Origin of the sequence: Herminiimonas glaciei (assembly GCF_042664955.1) — a bacterium.
Taxonomy (GTDB): domain Bacteria; phylum Pseudomonadota; class Gammaproteobacteria; order Burkholderiales; family Burkholderiaceae_D; genus Oxalicibacterium; species Oxalicibacterium glaciei.
Genome location: NZ_JBHTBU010000001.1, coordinates 1,196,699 through 1,211,721, shown reverse-complemented (window position 1 = coordinate 1,211,721; position 15,023 = coordinate 1,196,699). Strand labels below are relative to the sequence as shown.

16 protein-coding genes are annotated in these 15,023 nt (G+C 54.0%); 10 read left to right on the top strand and 6 right to left on the bottom strand.

What is annotated here, in order from left to right; all coding sequences use genetic code 11:
- The first annotated feature begins 140 nt into the window (after nucleotides 1-140).
- The 3 genes from ACFQPC_RS05330 (at nucleotide 141) to ACFQPC_RS05320 (ending at nucleotide 1,855) form a co-directional block, all read left to right on the top strand.
- A complete protein-coding gene (locus ACFQPC_RS05330; RefSeq protein ID WP_382270584.1) occupies nucleotides 141-662 on the top strand; it encodes a superoxide dismutase family protein in 522 nt (173 codons plus the stop codon).
- 69 nt (nucleotides 663-731) lie between these two features.
- Nucleotides 732-1,175, top strand: coding sequence for a hypothetical protein (locus ACFQPC_RS05325; protein ID WP_382270582.1), 444 nt, complete (start codon nucleotides 732-734; stop codon nucleotides 1,173-1,175).
- 98 nt (nucleotides 1,176-1,273) lie between these two features.
- Nucleotides 1,274-1,855, top strand: coding sequence for a flavin reductase family protein (locus tag ACFQPC_RS05320; protein ID WP_382270581.1), 582 nt, complete (start codon nucleotides 1,274-1,276; stop codon nucleotides 1,853-1,855).
- 86 nt (nucleotides 1,856-1,941) lie between these two features.
- Here ACFQPC_RS05320 and ACFQPC_RS05315 read toward each other — a convergent pair whose 3' ends face one another.
- Complete coding sequence (locus ACFQPC_RS05315) at nucleotides 1,942-2,529, bottom strand: thermonuclease family protein (RefSeq protein WP_382270579.1); 588 nt, start codon at nucleotides 2,527-2,529, stop codon at nucleotides 1,942-1,944.
- A 359-nt stretch (nucleotides 2,530-2,888) separates the two neighbouring features.
- Here ACFQPC_RS05315 and mqo point away from each other — a divergent pair, with 359 nt between their 5' ends.
- From mqo to ACFQPC_RS05300, 3 genes are all read left to right on the top strand, one after another.
- A complete protein-coding gene (gene mqo, locus ACFQPC_RS05310; protein WP_382270577.1) occupies nucleotides 2,889-4,523 on the top strand; it encodes a malate dehydrogenase (quinone) in 1,635 nt (544 codons plus the stop codon).
- An 88-nt stretch (nucleotides 4,524-4,611) separates the two neighbouring features.
- Nucleotides 4,612-5,385, top strand: a complete 774-nt coding sequence (gene tam / locus ACFQPC_RS05305) for a trans-aconitate 2-methyltransferase (RefSeq protein WP_382270576.1) — start codon at nucleotides 4,612-4,614, stop codon at nucleotides 5,383-5,385.
- 46 nt (nucleotides 5,386-5,431) lie between these two features.
- Complete coding sequence (locus ACFQPC_RS05300; RefSeq protein WP_382270575.1) at nucleotides 5,432-5,788, top strand: DUF1304 domain-containing protein; 357 nt, start codon at nucleotides 5,432-5,434, stop codon at nucleotides 5,786-5,788.
- A 14-nt stretch (nucleotides 5,789-5,802) separates the two neighbouring features.
- Here ACFQPC_RS05300 and ACFQPC_RS05295 read toward each other — a convergent pair whose 3' ends face one another.
- From ACFQPC_RS05295 to ACFQPC_RS05280, 4 genes are all read right to left on the bottom strand, one after another.
- Nucleotides 5,803-6,378, bottom strand: coding sequence for a GNAT family N-acetyltransferase (locus ACFQPC_RS05295; RefSeq protein ID WP_382270573.1), 576 nt, complete (start codon nucleotides 6,376-6,378; stop codon nucleotides 5,803-5,805).
- Nucleotides 6,379-6,394: 16 nt separating this feature from the next.
- The gene (locus ACFQPC_RS05290) at nucleotides 6,395-6,706 is read right to left on the bottom strand and encodes a tetratricopeptide repeat protein (protein ID WP_382270571.1); all 312 of its coding nucleotides are present in this window, start codon (nucleotides 6,704-6,706) and stop codon (nucleotides 6,395-6,397) included.
- A gap of 15 nt (nucleotides 6,707-6,721) precedes the next feature.
- Complete coding sequence (locus ACFQPC_RS05285; RefSeq protein WP_382270569.1) at nucleotides 6,722-7,207, bottom strand: DUF2165 family protein; 486 nt, start codon at nucleotides 7,205-7,207, stop codon at nucleotides 6,722-6,724.
- Between the two features lie 239 nt (nucleotides 7,208-7,446).
- Complete coding sequence (locus ACFQPC_RS05280; RefSeq protein ID WP_382270567.1) at nucleotides 7,447-7,971, bottom strand: hemerythrin domain-containing protein; 525 nt, start codon at nucleotides 7,969-7,971, stop codon at nucleotides 7,447-7,449.
- Nucleotides 7,972-8,256: 285 nt separating this feature from the next.
- Between ACFQPC_RS05280 and ACFQPC_RS05275 the strand changes: the two genes are divergently transcribed.
- The 3 genes from ACFQPC_RS05275 (at nucleotide 8,257) to ACFQPC_RS05265 (ending at nucleotide 12,639) form a co-directional block, all read left to right on the top strand.
- On the top strand, nucleotides 8,257-9,906 hold the full coding sequence (locus ACFQPC_RS05275; protein ID WP_382270565.1) for a VRR-NUC domain-containing protein: 1,650 nt from the start codon (nucleotides 8,257-8,259) through the stop codon (nucleotides 9,904-9,906).
- Nucleotides 9,903-12,170 (top strand): ATP-dependent DNA helicase, encoded by a 2,268-nt coding sequence (locus ACFQPC_RS05270; protein WP_382270563.1) that lies wholly within the window; start codon nucleotides 9,903-9,905, stop codon nucleotides 12,168-12,170. The genes ACFQPC_RS05275 and ACFQPC_RS05270 overlap by 4 nt, the downstream gene beginning before the upstream one ends.
- A gap of 100 nt (nucleotides 12,171-12,270) precedes the next feature.
- Nucleotides 12,271-12,639, top strand: coding sequence for a hypothetical protein (locus ACFQPC_RS05265; RefSeq protein WP_382270561.1), 369 nt, complete (start codon nucleotides 12,271-12,273; stop codon nucleotides 12,637-12,639).
- A gap of 6 nt (nucleotides 12,640-12,645) precedes the next feature.
- On the opposite strand, the gene ACFQPC_RS05260 is transcribed toward ACFQPC_RS05265, so the two are convergent.
- Nucleotides 12,646-13,125 (bottom strand): PaaI family thioesterase, encoded by a 480-nt coding sequence (locus ACFQPC_RS05260; RefSeq protein ID WP_382270559.1) that lies wholly within the window; start codon nucleotides 13,123-13,125, stop codon nucleotides 12,646-12,648.
- Between the two features lie 317 nt (nucleotides 13,126-13,442).
- Here ACFQPC_RS05260 and ACFQPC_RS05255 point away from each other — a divergent pair, with 317 nt between their 5' ends.
- Nucleotides 13,443-15,023 (top strand): ShlB/FhaC/HecB family hemolysin secretion/activation protein, encoded by a 1,581-nt coding sequence (locus ACFQPC_RS05255; RefSeq protein ID WP_382270558.1) that lies wholly within the window; start codon nucleotides 13,443-13,445, stop codon nucleotides 15,021-15,023.

The following is a 15,023-nucleotide window of genomic DNA, read 5'->3' as shown; positions in this document are numbered from 1 at the left end:
TAGGCGTGTACAAAGAAGGATCGCCGCTTGCGCTTTGTCGTCCATGCGCAGGTGGCGCCAGCACTGATCCGGTAGCAGGAATGTGTATCGCAGGTAATTTTGTCGTCCGTATCATCCACATTAAAAAGAGGAGCTTACGCATGAAAACCCTTCCAGTCCTTACCCTGTTGAGTGCAGCAATCATCGCCGCCGGCTGTGCCGGTTATGGTTCCCGTCCTAGCGCCGAAGCCGTCATGCAGCCGACGCAAGGCAATACAACCAATGGCACCGTCATCTTTTCGCAAAGTGGCGACAAGGTAAAAGTCGCGGCACGTATTACCGGTTTGTCGCCGGGCTTGCATGGTTTCCACATCCATGAAAAAGGCGATTGCAGCGCACCGGATGGCATGAGTACCGGTGGTCACTTCAATCCGGATGGAAAAAAACATGGCGCACCCGGCCACAATGAACATCATGCCGGTGACTTCGGCAACCTGTCGCCCGACTCCAACGGTACTGCGGTGCTGACCCTCACTACCAGCCAGATCAGCCTTGATCCGAATGCCAGCAATAGCATCATCGGCAAAGGCTTGATCGTGCACGCCGATCCGGATGATTTCACGACGCAACCAACCGGCAATTCGGGCAAACGCCTGTCTTGCGGTGTAATCCGTCTCAAATAAACATACTCTGAACGGGATCGAGGCATACCTGTGATGCCTCGATCCTGAGCATGCAATGATGGAACTCCCATGTTGATCGACTTGAACAAATCACTACGCGGCGGCCTGTTGGCTGGCAGCTTATTTGCCGCATCGCTGTTGGCATCGTTCGATGTGCTGGCACAAACCAGTATTCCCAGCCATACCGTGGAGTTGCGCGGGGAAACGCCGGTTACCATACGCGGACGGCTGAAAGGACCGGACAAGTCGACCAAAGATTATGTCGTGCATGTCAAAGAAGGCGCGACGCTGTCGGTTGCGCTGAAAGCGACCAAGGCCAGCTCCACCCATTTCAATATCCTGCCGCCAAACAGCAGCGAAGCACTGTTCGTCGGTGAAATGGAAGACAAGGCGCAATGGAAGCAGCAGGTGAAGCTTACCGGCAATTACACGGTGCGCGTTTATCTGAACCGCGCGGTGGCGCGTCGTGGTGCCAAGTCAGACTACACATTGAGTATCGCCAGCTATCAATAAATTTCCAGTACGCACGCAGCAGGTATTGCTGCAGCGCTGATGCAGGGCGCGAATCCCGGCTATCATTTGTGCTCATCAGTTTCAGCATGGATAAGTACATGGATACGCATATCGCGCCGGTTACGCTGGAAAAAGCATACAGATTGATAAACCACGGCCCTACGGTGCTGGTCTCCGCCACCCATCAGGGTGTGGACAATGTCATGGCGGCGGCATGGTGTTGCGCATTGGATTTCGCGCCACCCAAGCTGACAGTCGTCATCGACAAGGCGACCAGGACGCGCGAGCTGGTCGAGAAGAGTGCTAGTTTCGTGATCCAGGTGCCGACCGTGGCGCAGTTGCAATTGACGCACGATGTCGGTACCAGCAGCTTGCTGCAGGAAGCGGACAAACTGGAGCGTGCCGGGGTCGAACTATTCCATATCGATGGCTACGATGCACCTTTCGTCGCCGGCTGTTCGGCCTGGCTCGCCTGTCGCCTGATTCCCGAACCACATAATCAAACTACTTATGACTTGTTCATAGGCGAAGTGACGGGCGCGTGGTCCGATACACGTGTGTTCAAGGATGGGCACTGGCATTTTGAAGATGCCAGCCCGGAGCTGGGTAGCTTGCACTATATCGCCGGCGGACATTTCTATGCGATCGGTGCGGCGCTGGAAGCGGATACCGATAAGTAATCAGCTTGTTGTTCAAGCTAAAAAGGGAATCCTGTGTATGTGCAGGATTCCCTTTTTATTTGAGCGCGTTTGATTAAAACGTATTTCTAGCCACCATGCTGGCGGGCTTTTTCAGTCCGGCGCCATTCCCATGGCGGCACCGGATTGGCATCGGCCCACAAGCCGGCACGTTTGGACTTCGCTTCGAATTCTGCAAACTCATATTGTCCACGCTCTTGCGGACTTTGTTCGTGTGCATATGCCTTGTACCACCAGGCCATGCCGACTGTGAGCAGTGCCAGTCCCGTATCCAGTGTCTTTGGTCCATCGGTTGCGGAAAGAGGCGCGACCATCACTTTGCAGACATGGCGCCCGTATTGATCATGTGCATTGCAGATCAGGTCGGCTTGCCGGCGGAATGCCATGTCGCTCAATGCCTTGCGCGCACGATTGCCGTAAGCCTGTTTGCGTTCCGGTGTGTCGATGCCGCTCAGCCTGACTGTAATTTTTTCATACGCACCGGTTTTGCCGCAGCGTGCCTTGAGCGTATCGCCATCGCTAATGCCGACCACCAGGCAATCTTCAAAGGTATACAGATGCAAGGGCTTGGCCCTGGGAGCGGCGGACGCTGCACCGGTAGCCAGCAGCAGGCATGACATGGCCAATAAGGGGTGGAACAGAAACTTCAATTTCATTTATTGCTCTCAGTTGAACTTTTACCTTGCACCAGGGATCTGCACATTGCAATTGCATGAAAGGCAGGCGCTGGCAGGCTGGACTATAGCAGTCAAAATGCAATGTAAGGCCTGAAAACAAGCAAGAAAATCAGCTATCCAGCCTGGAAACGGAAGGAGGAGTAAAATTCATGCGGTCGTTATCACGATGAGTTTCTCCGCGGCAAAACGATCACAGTATCAATCACTGGCGGTCGCGTTTCACCGTATTGAATCTTCACCAAGTCGGCACTCCACAGCTCACACCATGTCCTGTGGACCATCCATGTAAGCAAATACCGTTGCATACACATGAAAAGCAAAGAATAAGGGATTCGATAATGTTTAAAAAAAATTACCTCGCCATATTTGGCTTTATCTTCACCCTCGTTGTCACACCGCTGCATGCAGCAGAGGTTAAAAAAGTTGATGTCATGCTTATCGGCGGCGGCATCATGAGTGCAACGCTGGGCATCTGGCTCAATGAACTTGAACCGGGCTGGAGCATGGAAATGGTTGAACGCCTTGATGGCGTCGCCAAGGAAAGTTCGAATGGCTGGAACAATGCCGGTACCGGACACTCGGCACTGGCCGAACTGAACTACACACCGGAAACCAAGGATGGCAAGATCGAAATCGTGAAAGCGATTGAAATCAATGAAGCCTTCCAGATCTCTCGCCAATTCTGGGCCTGGCAAGTCAAGAACGGCATCCTGAAAAATCCACGCTCATTCATCAACTCGACGCCGCATATGAGTTTTGTCTGGGGTGATGAAAATATCAAATACCTGAAGAAACGCTACGATGCATTGCAAGCCAGCCCTTTGTTCCGCGGCATGCAGTATTCGGAAGATCCTGAACAGATCAAGAAATGGGTGCCGCTGATGATGGAAGGCCGTCCGGCCAACCAAAAAATCGCAGCAACCTGGACACCTATCGGTACCGACGTCAACTTTGGCGAAATCACCCGTCAATTCGTCGCCAACCTGCAAACCAAGCCGAATTTCTCGCTCAAGCTTTCCAGCGAAGTGCAAGACATCAAACGCAATGCGGATGGCACATGGCGCATAGGGTACAAGAACCTGAAGGATGGCACTAAAACCGAAACCGATGCCAAGTTCGTCTTCATCGGTGCCGGTGGTGGCGCCTTGCACCTGCTGCAAAAATCCGGCATCCCGGAAGCCAATGAGTATGCAGGCTTCCCGGTCGGCGGCTCTTTCCTCGTAACAGAGAACCCGGCGATTGCAGAACGCCACCTGGCCAAAGCCTATGGTAAAGCCTCGGTCGGTGCGCCACCGATGTCGGTGCCACATCTGGATACCCGTGTGCTGGATGGCAAGCGCGTGATCCTGTTTGGACCATTCGCGACGTTCTCCACCAAGTTCCTGAAGGAAGGTTCCTACTTTGACCTGATCACCAGCACGACGACGCACAATGTCTGGCCTATGGTCAAAGTCGGTGTGGCTGAGTACCCGTTGGTTGAATACCTGGCCGGTCAGTTAATGTTGTCGGATGATGATCGCCTGAAAGCATTGCAGGAATATTTCCCGAATGCGAAGAAAGAAGACTGGCGTTTGTGGCAAGCCGGTCAACGCGTGCAAATCATCAAGCGTGACGCTGACAAGGGCGGTGTACTGAAACTCGGTACCGAAGTCGTCGCATCAAAAGACGGCAGCATAGCCGGCTTGCTGGGTGCTTCGCCAGGTGCATCGACCGCCGCACCTATCATGCTGGACGTACTGAAAAAAGTGTTCAAGGATAAAGTCGCTTCGCCGGCATGGCAAAGCAAAATCCGCCAAATCGTTCCCAGTTACGGTACCAAGCTGAATGATTCGCCGGACAAGGTTTATCAGGAATGGCTGAGCACCGGCCAGATCCTGCAACTGACACCGCCGCCAGCGATTGATCGCACGGTGGTGCCACAAGCGGCTCCTGCGCCACAACCAAAACGTGAAGCGGCTGATTTGGCGTTGTGATGCAAAGATAAACAGGTAAGCAGTCTCCCGGGCGAAATGTGTGTATGCATATTTCGCCCGATTTATTTGTACGAAAGGTAGGCGCTATATGAATTGGGCCCAGCAATATGCAAAGCAGTACGCCACGTTTGAAGATGAACGGACCAGGCCGGTAAGGGATTTGCTCAACGCAATCCCGCGTGCCAGCGTTGGCACAGCGATCGATATCGGTTGCGGCCCGGGTAACTCGACTGAAGCACTGATTGCACGCTTTCCCGACGCGCGTGTTTCCGCCCTCGATAGTTCCGCCGATATGATCAATGCGGCACGCAAGCGTTTACCCGGTATAGCATTCACAACGATAGGCGCACAGGATTGGCAGCCGGAGGAAAAATTTGATTTGATCTTTGCCAATGCTTCCTTGCAATGGGTGCCCGACCATGCGACGCTGTATCCGCGCCTGGTCGATAATTTGTTGCCAGGTGGCGTACTTGCAGTACAGACGCCGGACAACCTGGACGAACCGGCGCATCAACTGATGCGCAAGATTGCAGCAGAGGGAGCATGGGCAGCCAAGCTGGCCGGCATATCCCGCTCACCGCGCAATAATGCAAACTGGTATCAGGAATTATTACGACCGCTGTGCAAGAGTGTCGATATCTGGCGCACCACCTACTACCACGCCTTGCCGGGCGGGGCGGCGGATGTCGTCGAATGGTTCAAAGGCAGCGGGCTGCGGCCTTATCTCGCACCTTTGGATGAAGCAGAGCAAAAAGACTACCTTAAGCGTTATGAGGAAGCCTTGCGCGATGCTTATCCGGCCTTGAAGGACGGCACGGTGCTATTGCCGTTTCCGCGTTTGTTCATCGTTGCAACGCGCTAGACCTTGGTCCTGCCCATTAGCTGACACTGTCATAGGAGACAAGAATATGTACACGATAGCGGTCATCGCAACAGGACTCGTAGCTGTCCTGCATCTCTACATCTTGTACCTGGAAATGTTTTTGTGGGACACGCCCAAGGGCAGGAAGGCATTTGGCCTGACGCCCGAATTTTCAGCAGACTCCAAAGTACTGGCAGCGAACCAGGGGCTGTACAACGGCTTTCTCGCAGCCGGTTTGATCTGGGGTATCTGGCTCGGCGCGGCAGGTGACCCGATCAAGATATTCTTCCTCTGCTGTGTCGTGGCGGCCGGTATCTTTGGTGCCATTACTGCAAACAGGAAGATACTGTTTGTGCAGGCGCTTCCGGGCATCATCGCTTTGGCGCTATTGTCCCTGGCATAGAACTAAAACGGATTTTAATCGCGTTGCAGGTCGCGCGTGAAATACAAGGCTGCTTCATGCGGATGCACCTGCGCCGGATCGTATAAACCGGTATTGATGCCGCACAGGCGGAAGCCTTGTTTCAGATAGAAATGAATCGCCGGCACATTGGTGTTTTGTGTTTCCAGTTGCAGGCAACGAGCAGGGGTTTTGCGGGCAAAAGCATCGATCAATCCAAGCAGTGCCCGACCTATGCCTTTTTGCTTATATGCCGGCGTGACAAAGATACCGCTAATCAGCAGGCTGTGATTCCACTCTTGGTATTCAACCGTCGCCAGGCCTGCCAACTTGCCATCGCTATCTTCCGCCACCCAGGAAGCATCAGCATCGGCCACGTCTTCAGCGATATCATCCATCGGATAGCATTTAAGAAAAGGCTCTGGCAGCACAATCTGCTGCAAGGAAAATGCCATGCCATCTTGCGCCACTTCATAGATAACCGGGCTGCTATACGACGCATCAAAGTCCTTCAGGCGCGCACCATCTTGCGGCCACTGCAAGGGACGCAATGTGATACCAGAATCCGGACTGATTGACAGGGTGTCTTGCATAATTTTGAATCCGGTTTCACTTCAACTTATGCAGGCGTTTAACGAAGACAGTCATTTCTTTCACCGCCTGCAGGTCACCTTGCTCTTGCGCGACTTTCAAGCCGCTATTCCAGGCCAGCTCCGCTTCGTCGAGGCGTTCCAGCTTGCGTAGCGCGACGCCCAACAACTTCCATGCTGCTGAGTAGCCCGGGTTTTGCTGCGTTGCCTGTTGCAGGTGGATGACTGCGCTTTCCGCATCATCTTCCTGCAGGCAGGCATTGCCGAGACCGAAACGGAGCAGGGCGTTGTCGCGGCCTTCGGCCAATAGTTTTTCCAGTCGTTCACGCATCGCTTTGTACTTTCCTTATGCCCACGGGAAGTTGAACAGGAAGAAGGCTGCCAACACCCAGAGTAGCAAACTGATGTGCGTCAGTTGCAGTTCCCCCTGGCGTATCCAATAGGCGAACCACAAACCGCCCAGGTGCATCGCAAAGATGAAGGCGGCAAAACTGCATAAGGCCAAGTTAAGCCACGGACGTGCGCCAGGCAGGCCGTCAGCGGCAAGCAATTCATAGCTGCCGATCCAGCCAGACACACTCGCGAGGATTTGGAGGGCCAGTACCAGCAGCATGGCCAGGCGGTGCAGGGTAACTGAATCGATTGCACGCGTTAGCAGCGGGATATCGATGCGCGGTTCTTGGCGGAACGGGGCCATGGCCATCGTGCCGCCGACGGCAGCGACCGAAGCATGAAATGCTTGCAGGTTATTGATGACCGCGATTGATAGCCAGATACTGAGGCCGGCAGCATGCACCGCCTGGAACAGCCAGATGGAATCGGCCGCGCTCATCGCGATGCGCCCGGAATGGCGGTGTTGGTGACAGGCATGAACATCTCCCAAGTATGGCGATAAATATCAAAGAAATTACTTGGATAATAAAGCCTGCCTGCTGTTTATACAAGGGAGGGACTGACCCTGCCGGCAAATCGAACATGAAAAAGCGATAGCGAGATCCGGCTGCGGCCAGCGTAAGCAGTACGCAGGCAGCAATGGATCTTCGCTATCGCCCGGGTGTATCCGTTTCAGCTTCAGTTCAGGCTGTTTTTTAATTCCTGCTTGCGGTCTTTCATGATCATGCCGAAGAAGTCCAGGTCCAGTTTCGATTTACGCGCTTTGGGGAACATTTCCGTTTCTTCTTCCTTCACGTGATGCTCGATGTATTCATTCAAGACTTTCACCTTGGCGTCATACAGCGGGTGGGTTCCGGCACTGTCGCGGATTTGTGCGATCAAGTCTTTACAGGTCGCGTGCTCGACCACGGCTTCATCCAGCATGTCCTTCATATCCTTTTCGCCCATCGCTTCCAGTAGCGCCGGGTAAAAGATTTCTTCTTCGATGTGCGTGTGGACGGTCAATTCATCGCAGATTTTCTGGGCGACGGCGACTTTGCCTTTTGTATCGTTCTTTTTGCTCAGTTTTTCATATTCCTTGAACAGCTTTTTGACTTGCTGGTGATCGTCGACCAAGAGGTCGACTGCATCCGGCAGGGCCTTGCTCACACCTTTGACGGCAGGACGTGCGGATGGGCTTGCTTGTTTGGATACCGTTTGCATAGGAACTCCTCGGAAAATGATACGGTGAATAGTCATCCGATCCATATAGTCAGATCGATAACTGAATATAGACCCCAACGCTGGTGGGGACTATCAGACAGCGGCTTCAACGGGCGTAGGACTAAGGGAGCTGTTTCCGTACGGCAGCAGGCGTTAACAGGAGTTGGCAGCCGGGCATTGTGATTTTCCACACGCTTCAATATACTGTGTTTATATCCAGTGCAAGGCATGAGGCGCTTTGCCGCTGCCAGCCACAGCCTATCGAAAAGTTGTCCCGCTTTGTCCATGCTTCCAACGCTTCCTGATCCTTACTATTACTTGGAAAATTTCCAGCGTGTCCTTGACTGGATAGGGCAGCGCTACAGCGATTTGCTATCGGATGAAGAACGCGGCTTCATCGAACAGTTTCCCCGCCTGCCGCAAGCCTCGCGTGCCTTGCTGGTACGCATGGTGATGCGCAAAGGGGAGGTATTCCGCTCCGGCAAACTGGTCTACGCCGAGATCGCTTGTCCGGATGCCGCAGCCCGGCCTTTACTCGAACTGGATTGGCTCTGGCATAACCCGCCCTTGAGTATCGCGCAGTTATTTGCCTTATTGCGTAAAGCCGAACTGCTACGAGCATTCCGCATTACCGGCGCCGGCAGCTTGAATCGCAAGAGTGATTTGCAGGCAGAGCTGGAGCACACCTTTCCCGAAGTCCGGCCACTGAATCAGTGGGCGCCGGATATTACAGAATCCATTTATGAAGTGCGGGTTGCAGCGCTGTGCGAACGTTTGCGCCTGATGTTCTTCGGTAACCTGTACCAGGACTGGTCTGAGTTCGTGTTGTCGGATCTCGGCATCTACCGCTATGAACAGGTCGAGTTTTCGGAATCATCGCGCGGCTTTCGTAGCCGTCAGGATATAGACGACTACCTGCACCTGCAGCGCTGCCGGGTACGCTTTGATGAAGGCAACTATCTGGATGAGATCGTGCCGGATATCCCGAGGACGCCTTATGCCAACCTTTGGCTGGAAGGACGTCGCAATAAATTGCTGTTCCGCTTCGCGCAGGAATATGAACGCTGCCAGGAGCTGGACTCTGCACTGGAACTCTATCGTCAGTGCAGCTATGCCGGTGCGCGTTCAAGGACGATACGCGTACTGGAAAAGAATGATGCGGTAGGGGAAGCACTGGAATTGGCGGAAGCTGCGCTGAGCCAACCGGAAAGCGAGGCCGAACATCAGGCCGTGCTGCGCATGTTGCCGCGTTTGCGCCGCAAGCTCGGACACGCCAAACTCGCGCCTGGTAAAGCTCCCGTGATCGAAGCTGAAGACTTGACCCTGCCATACCCGGCAGTGGCAATCTCGGTTGAGCAAGCAGTACAGGAACATCTTTCCAGCACGGATGCGCCAGTGTTTTACGTCGAAAATACGCTGATCAATTCATTGTTTGGCTTGCTGTGCTGGCCGGCGGTTTTTGCTGCTTTGCCGGGTGCATTTTTCCATCCTTTCCATCAAGGGCCGGTGGATTTACATAGTGCTGACTTTGTGCACAAGAGACAGGAAATTTTCGATCAATGCCTGGCCCGACTGGATGATGGCAGCTATCGGCAAACCATAGCCGACACCTTTGCGGCGAAAGAGGGCATCCAGTCACCTTTCGTTTTCTGGGGCACGATCAATGAAGACTTGCTGAAGCTGGCTTTGCATTGCATCCCTGCCGCACATTTAAAGAAATACTTTGCCCGCATCTTGCGCGATATTCCTGCGAATCGCTCCGGCTTGCCTGACCTCATCCAATTCTGGCCGCAGGAACAACGATACCGGATGCTGGAGGTGAAAGGGCCGGGTGACCGTTTGCAGGATAATCAGGTCCGCTGGCTCAATTACTGCATCGAACACCAAATGCCGGTCGCGGTGACCTATGTCCAGTGGTTGGAGCAGGCGGCGTGAGCTATGTCGTTGCGGTCCGCACTTTGTGCGAATTCACCGCCAAGATAGGTGACCTGGACTTGCGCTTTACGCCGGCCCCGACTGCACAACAAGGTATCGCTGGCCACGGCACCGTGGTATCCCGGAGGGGCAAATATTACGAAGCCGAAGTCGCATTGAGCGGCCTCTATAAACAATTGCGTGTACGCGGTCGCGCCGATGGTTATGACCCCGGCTACAATCGCGTCGAAGAAATCAAGACTTACCGCGGTGACTTGCATGCGATGCCGGACAACCATCGCCACCTGCATTGGTCGCAGGTAAAGGTCTACGCATGGCTGTTGTGCCAGTCACGCGGCTTGAAGGAGATGAACGTTGCTTTGGTCTACTTCGATATCGGCACGCAAAAGGAAACAATGCTGTCCGAGAAGTACTCGGCGCAAACATTGGAGCTGCACTTTGACCAATTGTGCGAACGTTTCATCGTCTGGGCCGAGCAAGAAGCGGCGCACCGATTGACGCGTGACAAGGCGTTGACCGAACTAAGGTTTCCGCACGCCGAGTTCCGCCCCGGCCAGCGTCATCTGGCTGAATCCGTTTATAAGGCAGTCTTGTCCGGCCGTCATTTGATGGCGCAGGCACCGACCGGCATCGGCAAAACGGTTGCGACCATCTTCCCCTTGTTGAAAGCCAGCCCCGGACAAAAGATAGACAAGATATTCTTCCTCGCCGCCAAGACCCCGGGTCGCAGCCTGGCGCTCGATTCGATAGATTTGATCCGGGCGGGCAGGGAAGAGGGTGCCCCGCTGCTGCCAATACGTGTACTGGAACTGGTAGCACGTGATAAAGCGTGTGAGCATCCGGACAAGGCCTGCCATGGCGAATCCTGTCCATTGGCAAAAGGCTTTTATGATCGCGTCGCGGCGGCGCGCCAGGCGGCAGTACAGGCAGTCGTGCTGGACCAACAATCCTTGCGCGCGATTGCACTCGCACACCAGGTTTGTCCTTATTACCTGAGCCAGGAATTGGTGCGCTGGAGCGATGTGGTGGTCGGCGACTACAACTACTACTTCGACATCAGCGCCATGCTCTATGGTTTGACAGCTGAAAACGAATGGCGGGCCGCAGTGCTGGTGGATGAGGCACACAATATGGTCGAACGTGCGCGCAAGATGTATTCGGCCGAACTGGACCAAGGCAGCTTCCGCTACGCACGCAAGTCAGCTCCGAAAGCGCTGAAAACCGTATTGGATCGGGTGAATCGGCAATGGAATGAGCTGTATCGAAACCAGGAGGCCGCCTACCAGGTCTATCATTCGATTGCGGAGAAGTTCCTGTTTGCCTTGCAACAGGCCGGTACCGATATCACCGATTTGATGACGGAAGAACCGGAAAGCATCAGTCCCGAGCTGCAGCGCTTTTACTTCGATGCGATGCAATTCTCCAAACTGGCCGAAGTATTCGGCGAGCATTCGATGTTTGATATCACGCGTGACACGCAAGCCGGCAACCGCGTACAGGCCACGCTATGCATACGCAATATCGTCCCGGCACCTTTCCTCAAGCAACGTTTTGCCATTGCGCATTCGGCGACACTGTTTTCCGCCACGCTGGGGCCGCATCATTTCTATTCCGACATGCTGGGACTGCCGGACGACACGGCGTGGATAGATGTAGAGTCGCCATTCATGGCACAGCAGCTGTCGGTACGCATAGCACGCACCATCTCGACCCGCTACCAGCACAGGTCGCACTCGCTGGCACCCATCGCAAAATTGATCGCTACGCAGTACGGCAATGTTCCCGGCAATTACCTGGCTTTCTTCAGCAGTTTTGATTACCTGAAGCAGGTGGTCGATTTATTTGCCGGACAATATCCGGACATCACCATCTGGCAGCAATCACGCGGCATGGGTGAAAGTGAAAAGCAGGACTTCCTTGCGCGTTTCACTGATGGCGGGCAAGGCATAGGGTTTGCCGTGCTCGGTGGTGCGTTTGCTGAAGGTGTGGACTTGCCCGGCGAACGCTTGATAGGCGCATTCGTCGCCACGCTCGGCCTGCCGCAAATGAATCCCATCAATGAAGAAATGCGTCTGCGTATGGATGCGATTTTTGGCAAAGGCTATGACTACACCTACCTTTATCCAGGTTTGCAAAAAGTGGTGCAGGCGGCGGGCAGGGTGATACGCACGCAAGAAGACCAGGGCTTCATTCATCTGATCGATGATCGTTTTGGGCGGACGGATGTGATGGAGTTGTTGCCTGCATGGTGGCGGGTGCAGTAGGGACAGTTGCATGCAACTGAACTAATCCCATAGCTATGGGATATCAAAATGTATCTATCTGCTCTGTAATGGCGCATCTCATCGTCATTGCAGGGCGCTCATGACTTTCTTCTTCTTGCAACTGCTTTTACTCCCGCTCTACCTGTTTGCTCCGCCATTCATATTACTAAACTGGCATGCGCGCTTATCCTGGCCGACACGTTATGGCTTGGCGATCGCCCCGGTGGCTATTACATATATGGGATGGCAATTTGGTGGCTGGGCTTTTAATTATTTTGAATGTGGCGGCAACTTTAAAATGATAGGTGACTGCCTGCGCTGGGGTTATGACTTCACATCCATCATAGAGTTTTTCCTGTTTTTGATGATCCCTTGCATGGCGCTGGCGCTACCCATGTCCTTATTGCTGCTTTTGGGGACCTTATATCAGCATGCAACCAGTCTCTATGCGAAAAAGTGGGGCAGATGACACTTGTTATCGTCCTTGTGCTCGCTCACCGCGCAGGGTCATGACAGAACTGATCACCGTCGCCGCTGCCTTGCCATCATCGCGCACGATCTCGCAGGTGTAATGGGTGATGGTACGGCCGCTCTGTATCGGCTTCGCCGTAGCGCGAAGTTTAGTGGCCCACACCGGCCGGAAGAAATTGATTTTCAAATCGATGCTGGCGAATGATTCGCCTTCTGCCATCAAGGTTGAATGGGCAGTCCCGATCGCTGCATCGGCCAGTTCACACATCAAACCGCCGTGGATAGTTGCCTGCTGATTGCCATGCAAATCCGGCGATGCATCTATCTCCACAGTCGCCGTACCCATACCAACTTCAACGATGCGAATGCCCAAGGTCTGTGAAATCGGGGTGGGGTACTGCATGTGCGTGGTGTCGCCATCCTGCAGGGTGCCCGCAAGTGACTTTTGCAGGTATTCAAGGACGGGGAGTTTGTTGTTAGACATGATCGTAATATTTATCCGGGGAAATCCAATGCTGCCACATTTACTGCCTGATCTGATAGTTGCTTCAAGTGTCGCTTGCCTGGCCTAGCTACAGTATTGTTTCCGCAGGGAAATAATAACTCTGAATTTGGTAACGTTCGTTTCCTGTAAGCCTGTAAAAACTGTATCTTCCCGGCATCATATGCCAATTTTTCTGTGGAAATTTTACTTGCAGGAAATACAAATTCTGTAGACTTGGAAGCCACGGCAGGATGGCTACGCACCCCGGGTGGCGACTACCTAAAACCATAACAACTACGCTGCCCAAGGGCGATCCGATGAAACACCGTTTGATGTCTGTACTGGCCGGCACCCTGCTGGCTGTGAGCTGTGCGTCGGCATTCGCCGATACCGCTACCCCTTCCATCCACTTCGATATCAATCGCTTCGATGTCCGCGGCAATACCTTATTGCCGCCGCAGACCGTCGATAGCCTGGTGGCACCTTACCTGGGCAAGGACCGTGATTTCGCTGATGTGATGAAGGCACTGGAAGCGCTGGAAGCGGCCTATCACGCACGCGGTTACCAACTGGTGCGTATCGATTTACCGGAACAGGAACTCAACCAGGGCACGGTGGTGTTGAATGTGGTGCAAACCAAGATCGGCAATGTCGTCATCGAAGGTAACAGCCATTTCGATGATGCGAACATCCGTCGTTCCTTACCCGCGCTGCAAGAAGGTCAAACGCCCGATCTCAAAGCCGTCTCCAAGAGCCTGAAGCTGGCCAATGAGAACCCGGCCAAGAAAGTCACGATGCGCATGAAGTCGGCCGAGCAGGATGATGAAGTTGATGCAACACTGGCGGTGGTCGATGAATCGGTCTGGCGTACCACCATCAATTTCGACAATACCGGCGTTGCCTCCACCGGCCGTACCCGTGCCGGTGTCGTGCTGCAAAACGCCAATATGTTTGGCCTCGATCATGTCATGAGCCTGCAGTACACCACCACCCTGGAAGAACCCAGCCGTGTCGGTGTCTATGGCATCGGTTACCACATCCCGCTGTATGCACTGGGTGACTCGATGGATTTCTATGCGAGCTATTCGGATGTGGATGCCGGGACAGTGACCGCCGGTATCTTCGATATCGCCGTCAGCGGTAAAGGCTCCATGTACGGCGCCCGCTACAACCAGAATCTGGCTACCGTCGGCAATTACGCATCCAAGCTGATGTATGGCATCGATTTAAAGCAATACAAGAACAGCATGCAGTTGCTCGGGGTTGAATTGGGTGCCGACATTACCGTGCGTCCGGTCAGCGTCGGCTACCAGGGTGACTGGAGCTGGGGTGATGGTGCCATCGGTTTCGCCACGACCTTGCTGCACAATATTTCCGGTGGTTCCAACGGTAGCCAAAGTGACTTCGACCGCGTGCGCTTCGATGCAAAGGCCAATTACACCGCCATCCGTGTGGGCGGCAGCCTGACCCAGGCGCTACCGGAGCAATGGCTGGCGCGCGCCATCATCAACGGCCAATACACCAAAGATGCACTGATTCCGGGTGAACAGTTTGGTGCCGGTGGTGCAGCGTCGGTACGCGGTTTCCTGGAACGCGAAGTGGCCAACGACTCCGGTATCACCGGTAACTTCGAGGTCTATACCGCACCGCTATGCGGCAGCGGTAAATGGCAATGCCGGGCCCTGGCTTTCTATGATCATGCCTATCTGACACGTAACCACGCTTTACCCGGTGAATTCAGCACCATTTCTATCAATAGCGTCGGTTTGGGTCTACGCTTGCAGTTAGGCAATGACGTGAACTTCCAGGTCGATGTCGGCCATGTCCTGCATGCAGAAGCGACCACTACCCGTAGTGGTGACAACCGTGTACATGCCCGTCTTGCCTTGTCTTTCTAA

Bases quoted from the DNA above. Each gene is read 5' to 3' on its own strand.
- ACFQPC_RS05330 (WP_382270584.1), top strand. From the start codon at position 141: ATGAAAACCCTTCCAGTCCTTACCCTGTTGAGTGCAGCAATCATCGCC.
- ACFQPC_RS05325 (WP_382270582.1), top strand. From the start codon at position 732: ATGTTGATCGACTTGAACAAATCACTACGCGGCGGCCTGTTGGCTGGC.
- ACFQPC_RS05320 (WP_382270581.1), top strand. From the start codon at position 1,274: ATGGATACGCATATCGCGCCGGTTACGCTGGAAAAAGCATACAGATTG.
- ACFQPC_RS05315 (WP_382270579.1), bottom strand. From the start codon at position 2,529: ATGAAATTGAAGTTTCTGTTCCACCCCTTATTGGCCATGTCATGCCTG.
- mqo (WP_382270577.1), top strand. From the start codon at position 2,889: ATGTTTAAAAAAAATTACCTCGCCATATTTGGCTTTATCTTCACCCTC.
- tam (WP_382270576.1), top strand. From the start codon at position 4,612: ATGAATTGGGCCCAGCAATATGCAAAGCAGTACGCCACGTTTGAAGAT.
- ACFQPC_RS05300 (WP_382270575.1), top strand. From the start codon at position 5,432: ATGTACACGATAGCGGTCATCGCAACAGGACTCGTAGCTGTCCTGCAT.
- ACFQPC_RS05295 (WP_382270573.1), bottom strand. From the start codon at position 6,378: ATGCAAGACACCCTGTCAATCAGTCCGGATTCTGGTATCACATTGCGT.
- ACFQPC_RS05290 (WP_382270571.1), bottom strand. From the start codon at position 6,706: ATGCGTGAACGACTGGAAAAACTATTGGCCGAAGGCCGCGACAACGCC.
- ACFQPC_RS05285 (WP_382270569.1), bottom strand. From the start codon at position 7,207: ATGAGCGCGGCCGATTCCATCTGGCTGTTCCAGGCGGTGCATGCTGCC.
- ACFQPC_RS05280 (WP_382270567.1), bottom strand. From the start codon at position 7,971: ATGCAAACGGTATCCAAACAAGCAAGCCCATCCGCACGTCCTGCCGTC.
- ACFQPC_RS05275 (WP_382270565.1), top strand. From the start codon at position 8,257: ATGCTTCCAACGCTTCCTGATCCTTACTATTACTTGGAAAATTTCCAG.
- ACFQPC_RS05265 (WP_382270561.1), top strand. From the start codon at position 12,271: ATGACTTTCTTCTTCTTGCAACTGCTTTTACTCCCGCTCTACCTGTTT.
- ACFQPC_RS05260 (WP_382270559.1), bottom strand. From the start codon at position 13,125: ATGTCTAACAACAAACTCCCCGTCCTTGAATACCTGCAAAAGTCACTT.
- ACFQPC_RS05255 (WP_382270558.1), top strand. From the start codon at position 13,443: ATGAAACACCGTTTGATGTCTGTACTGGCCGGCACCCTGCTGGCTGTG.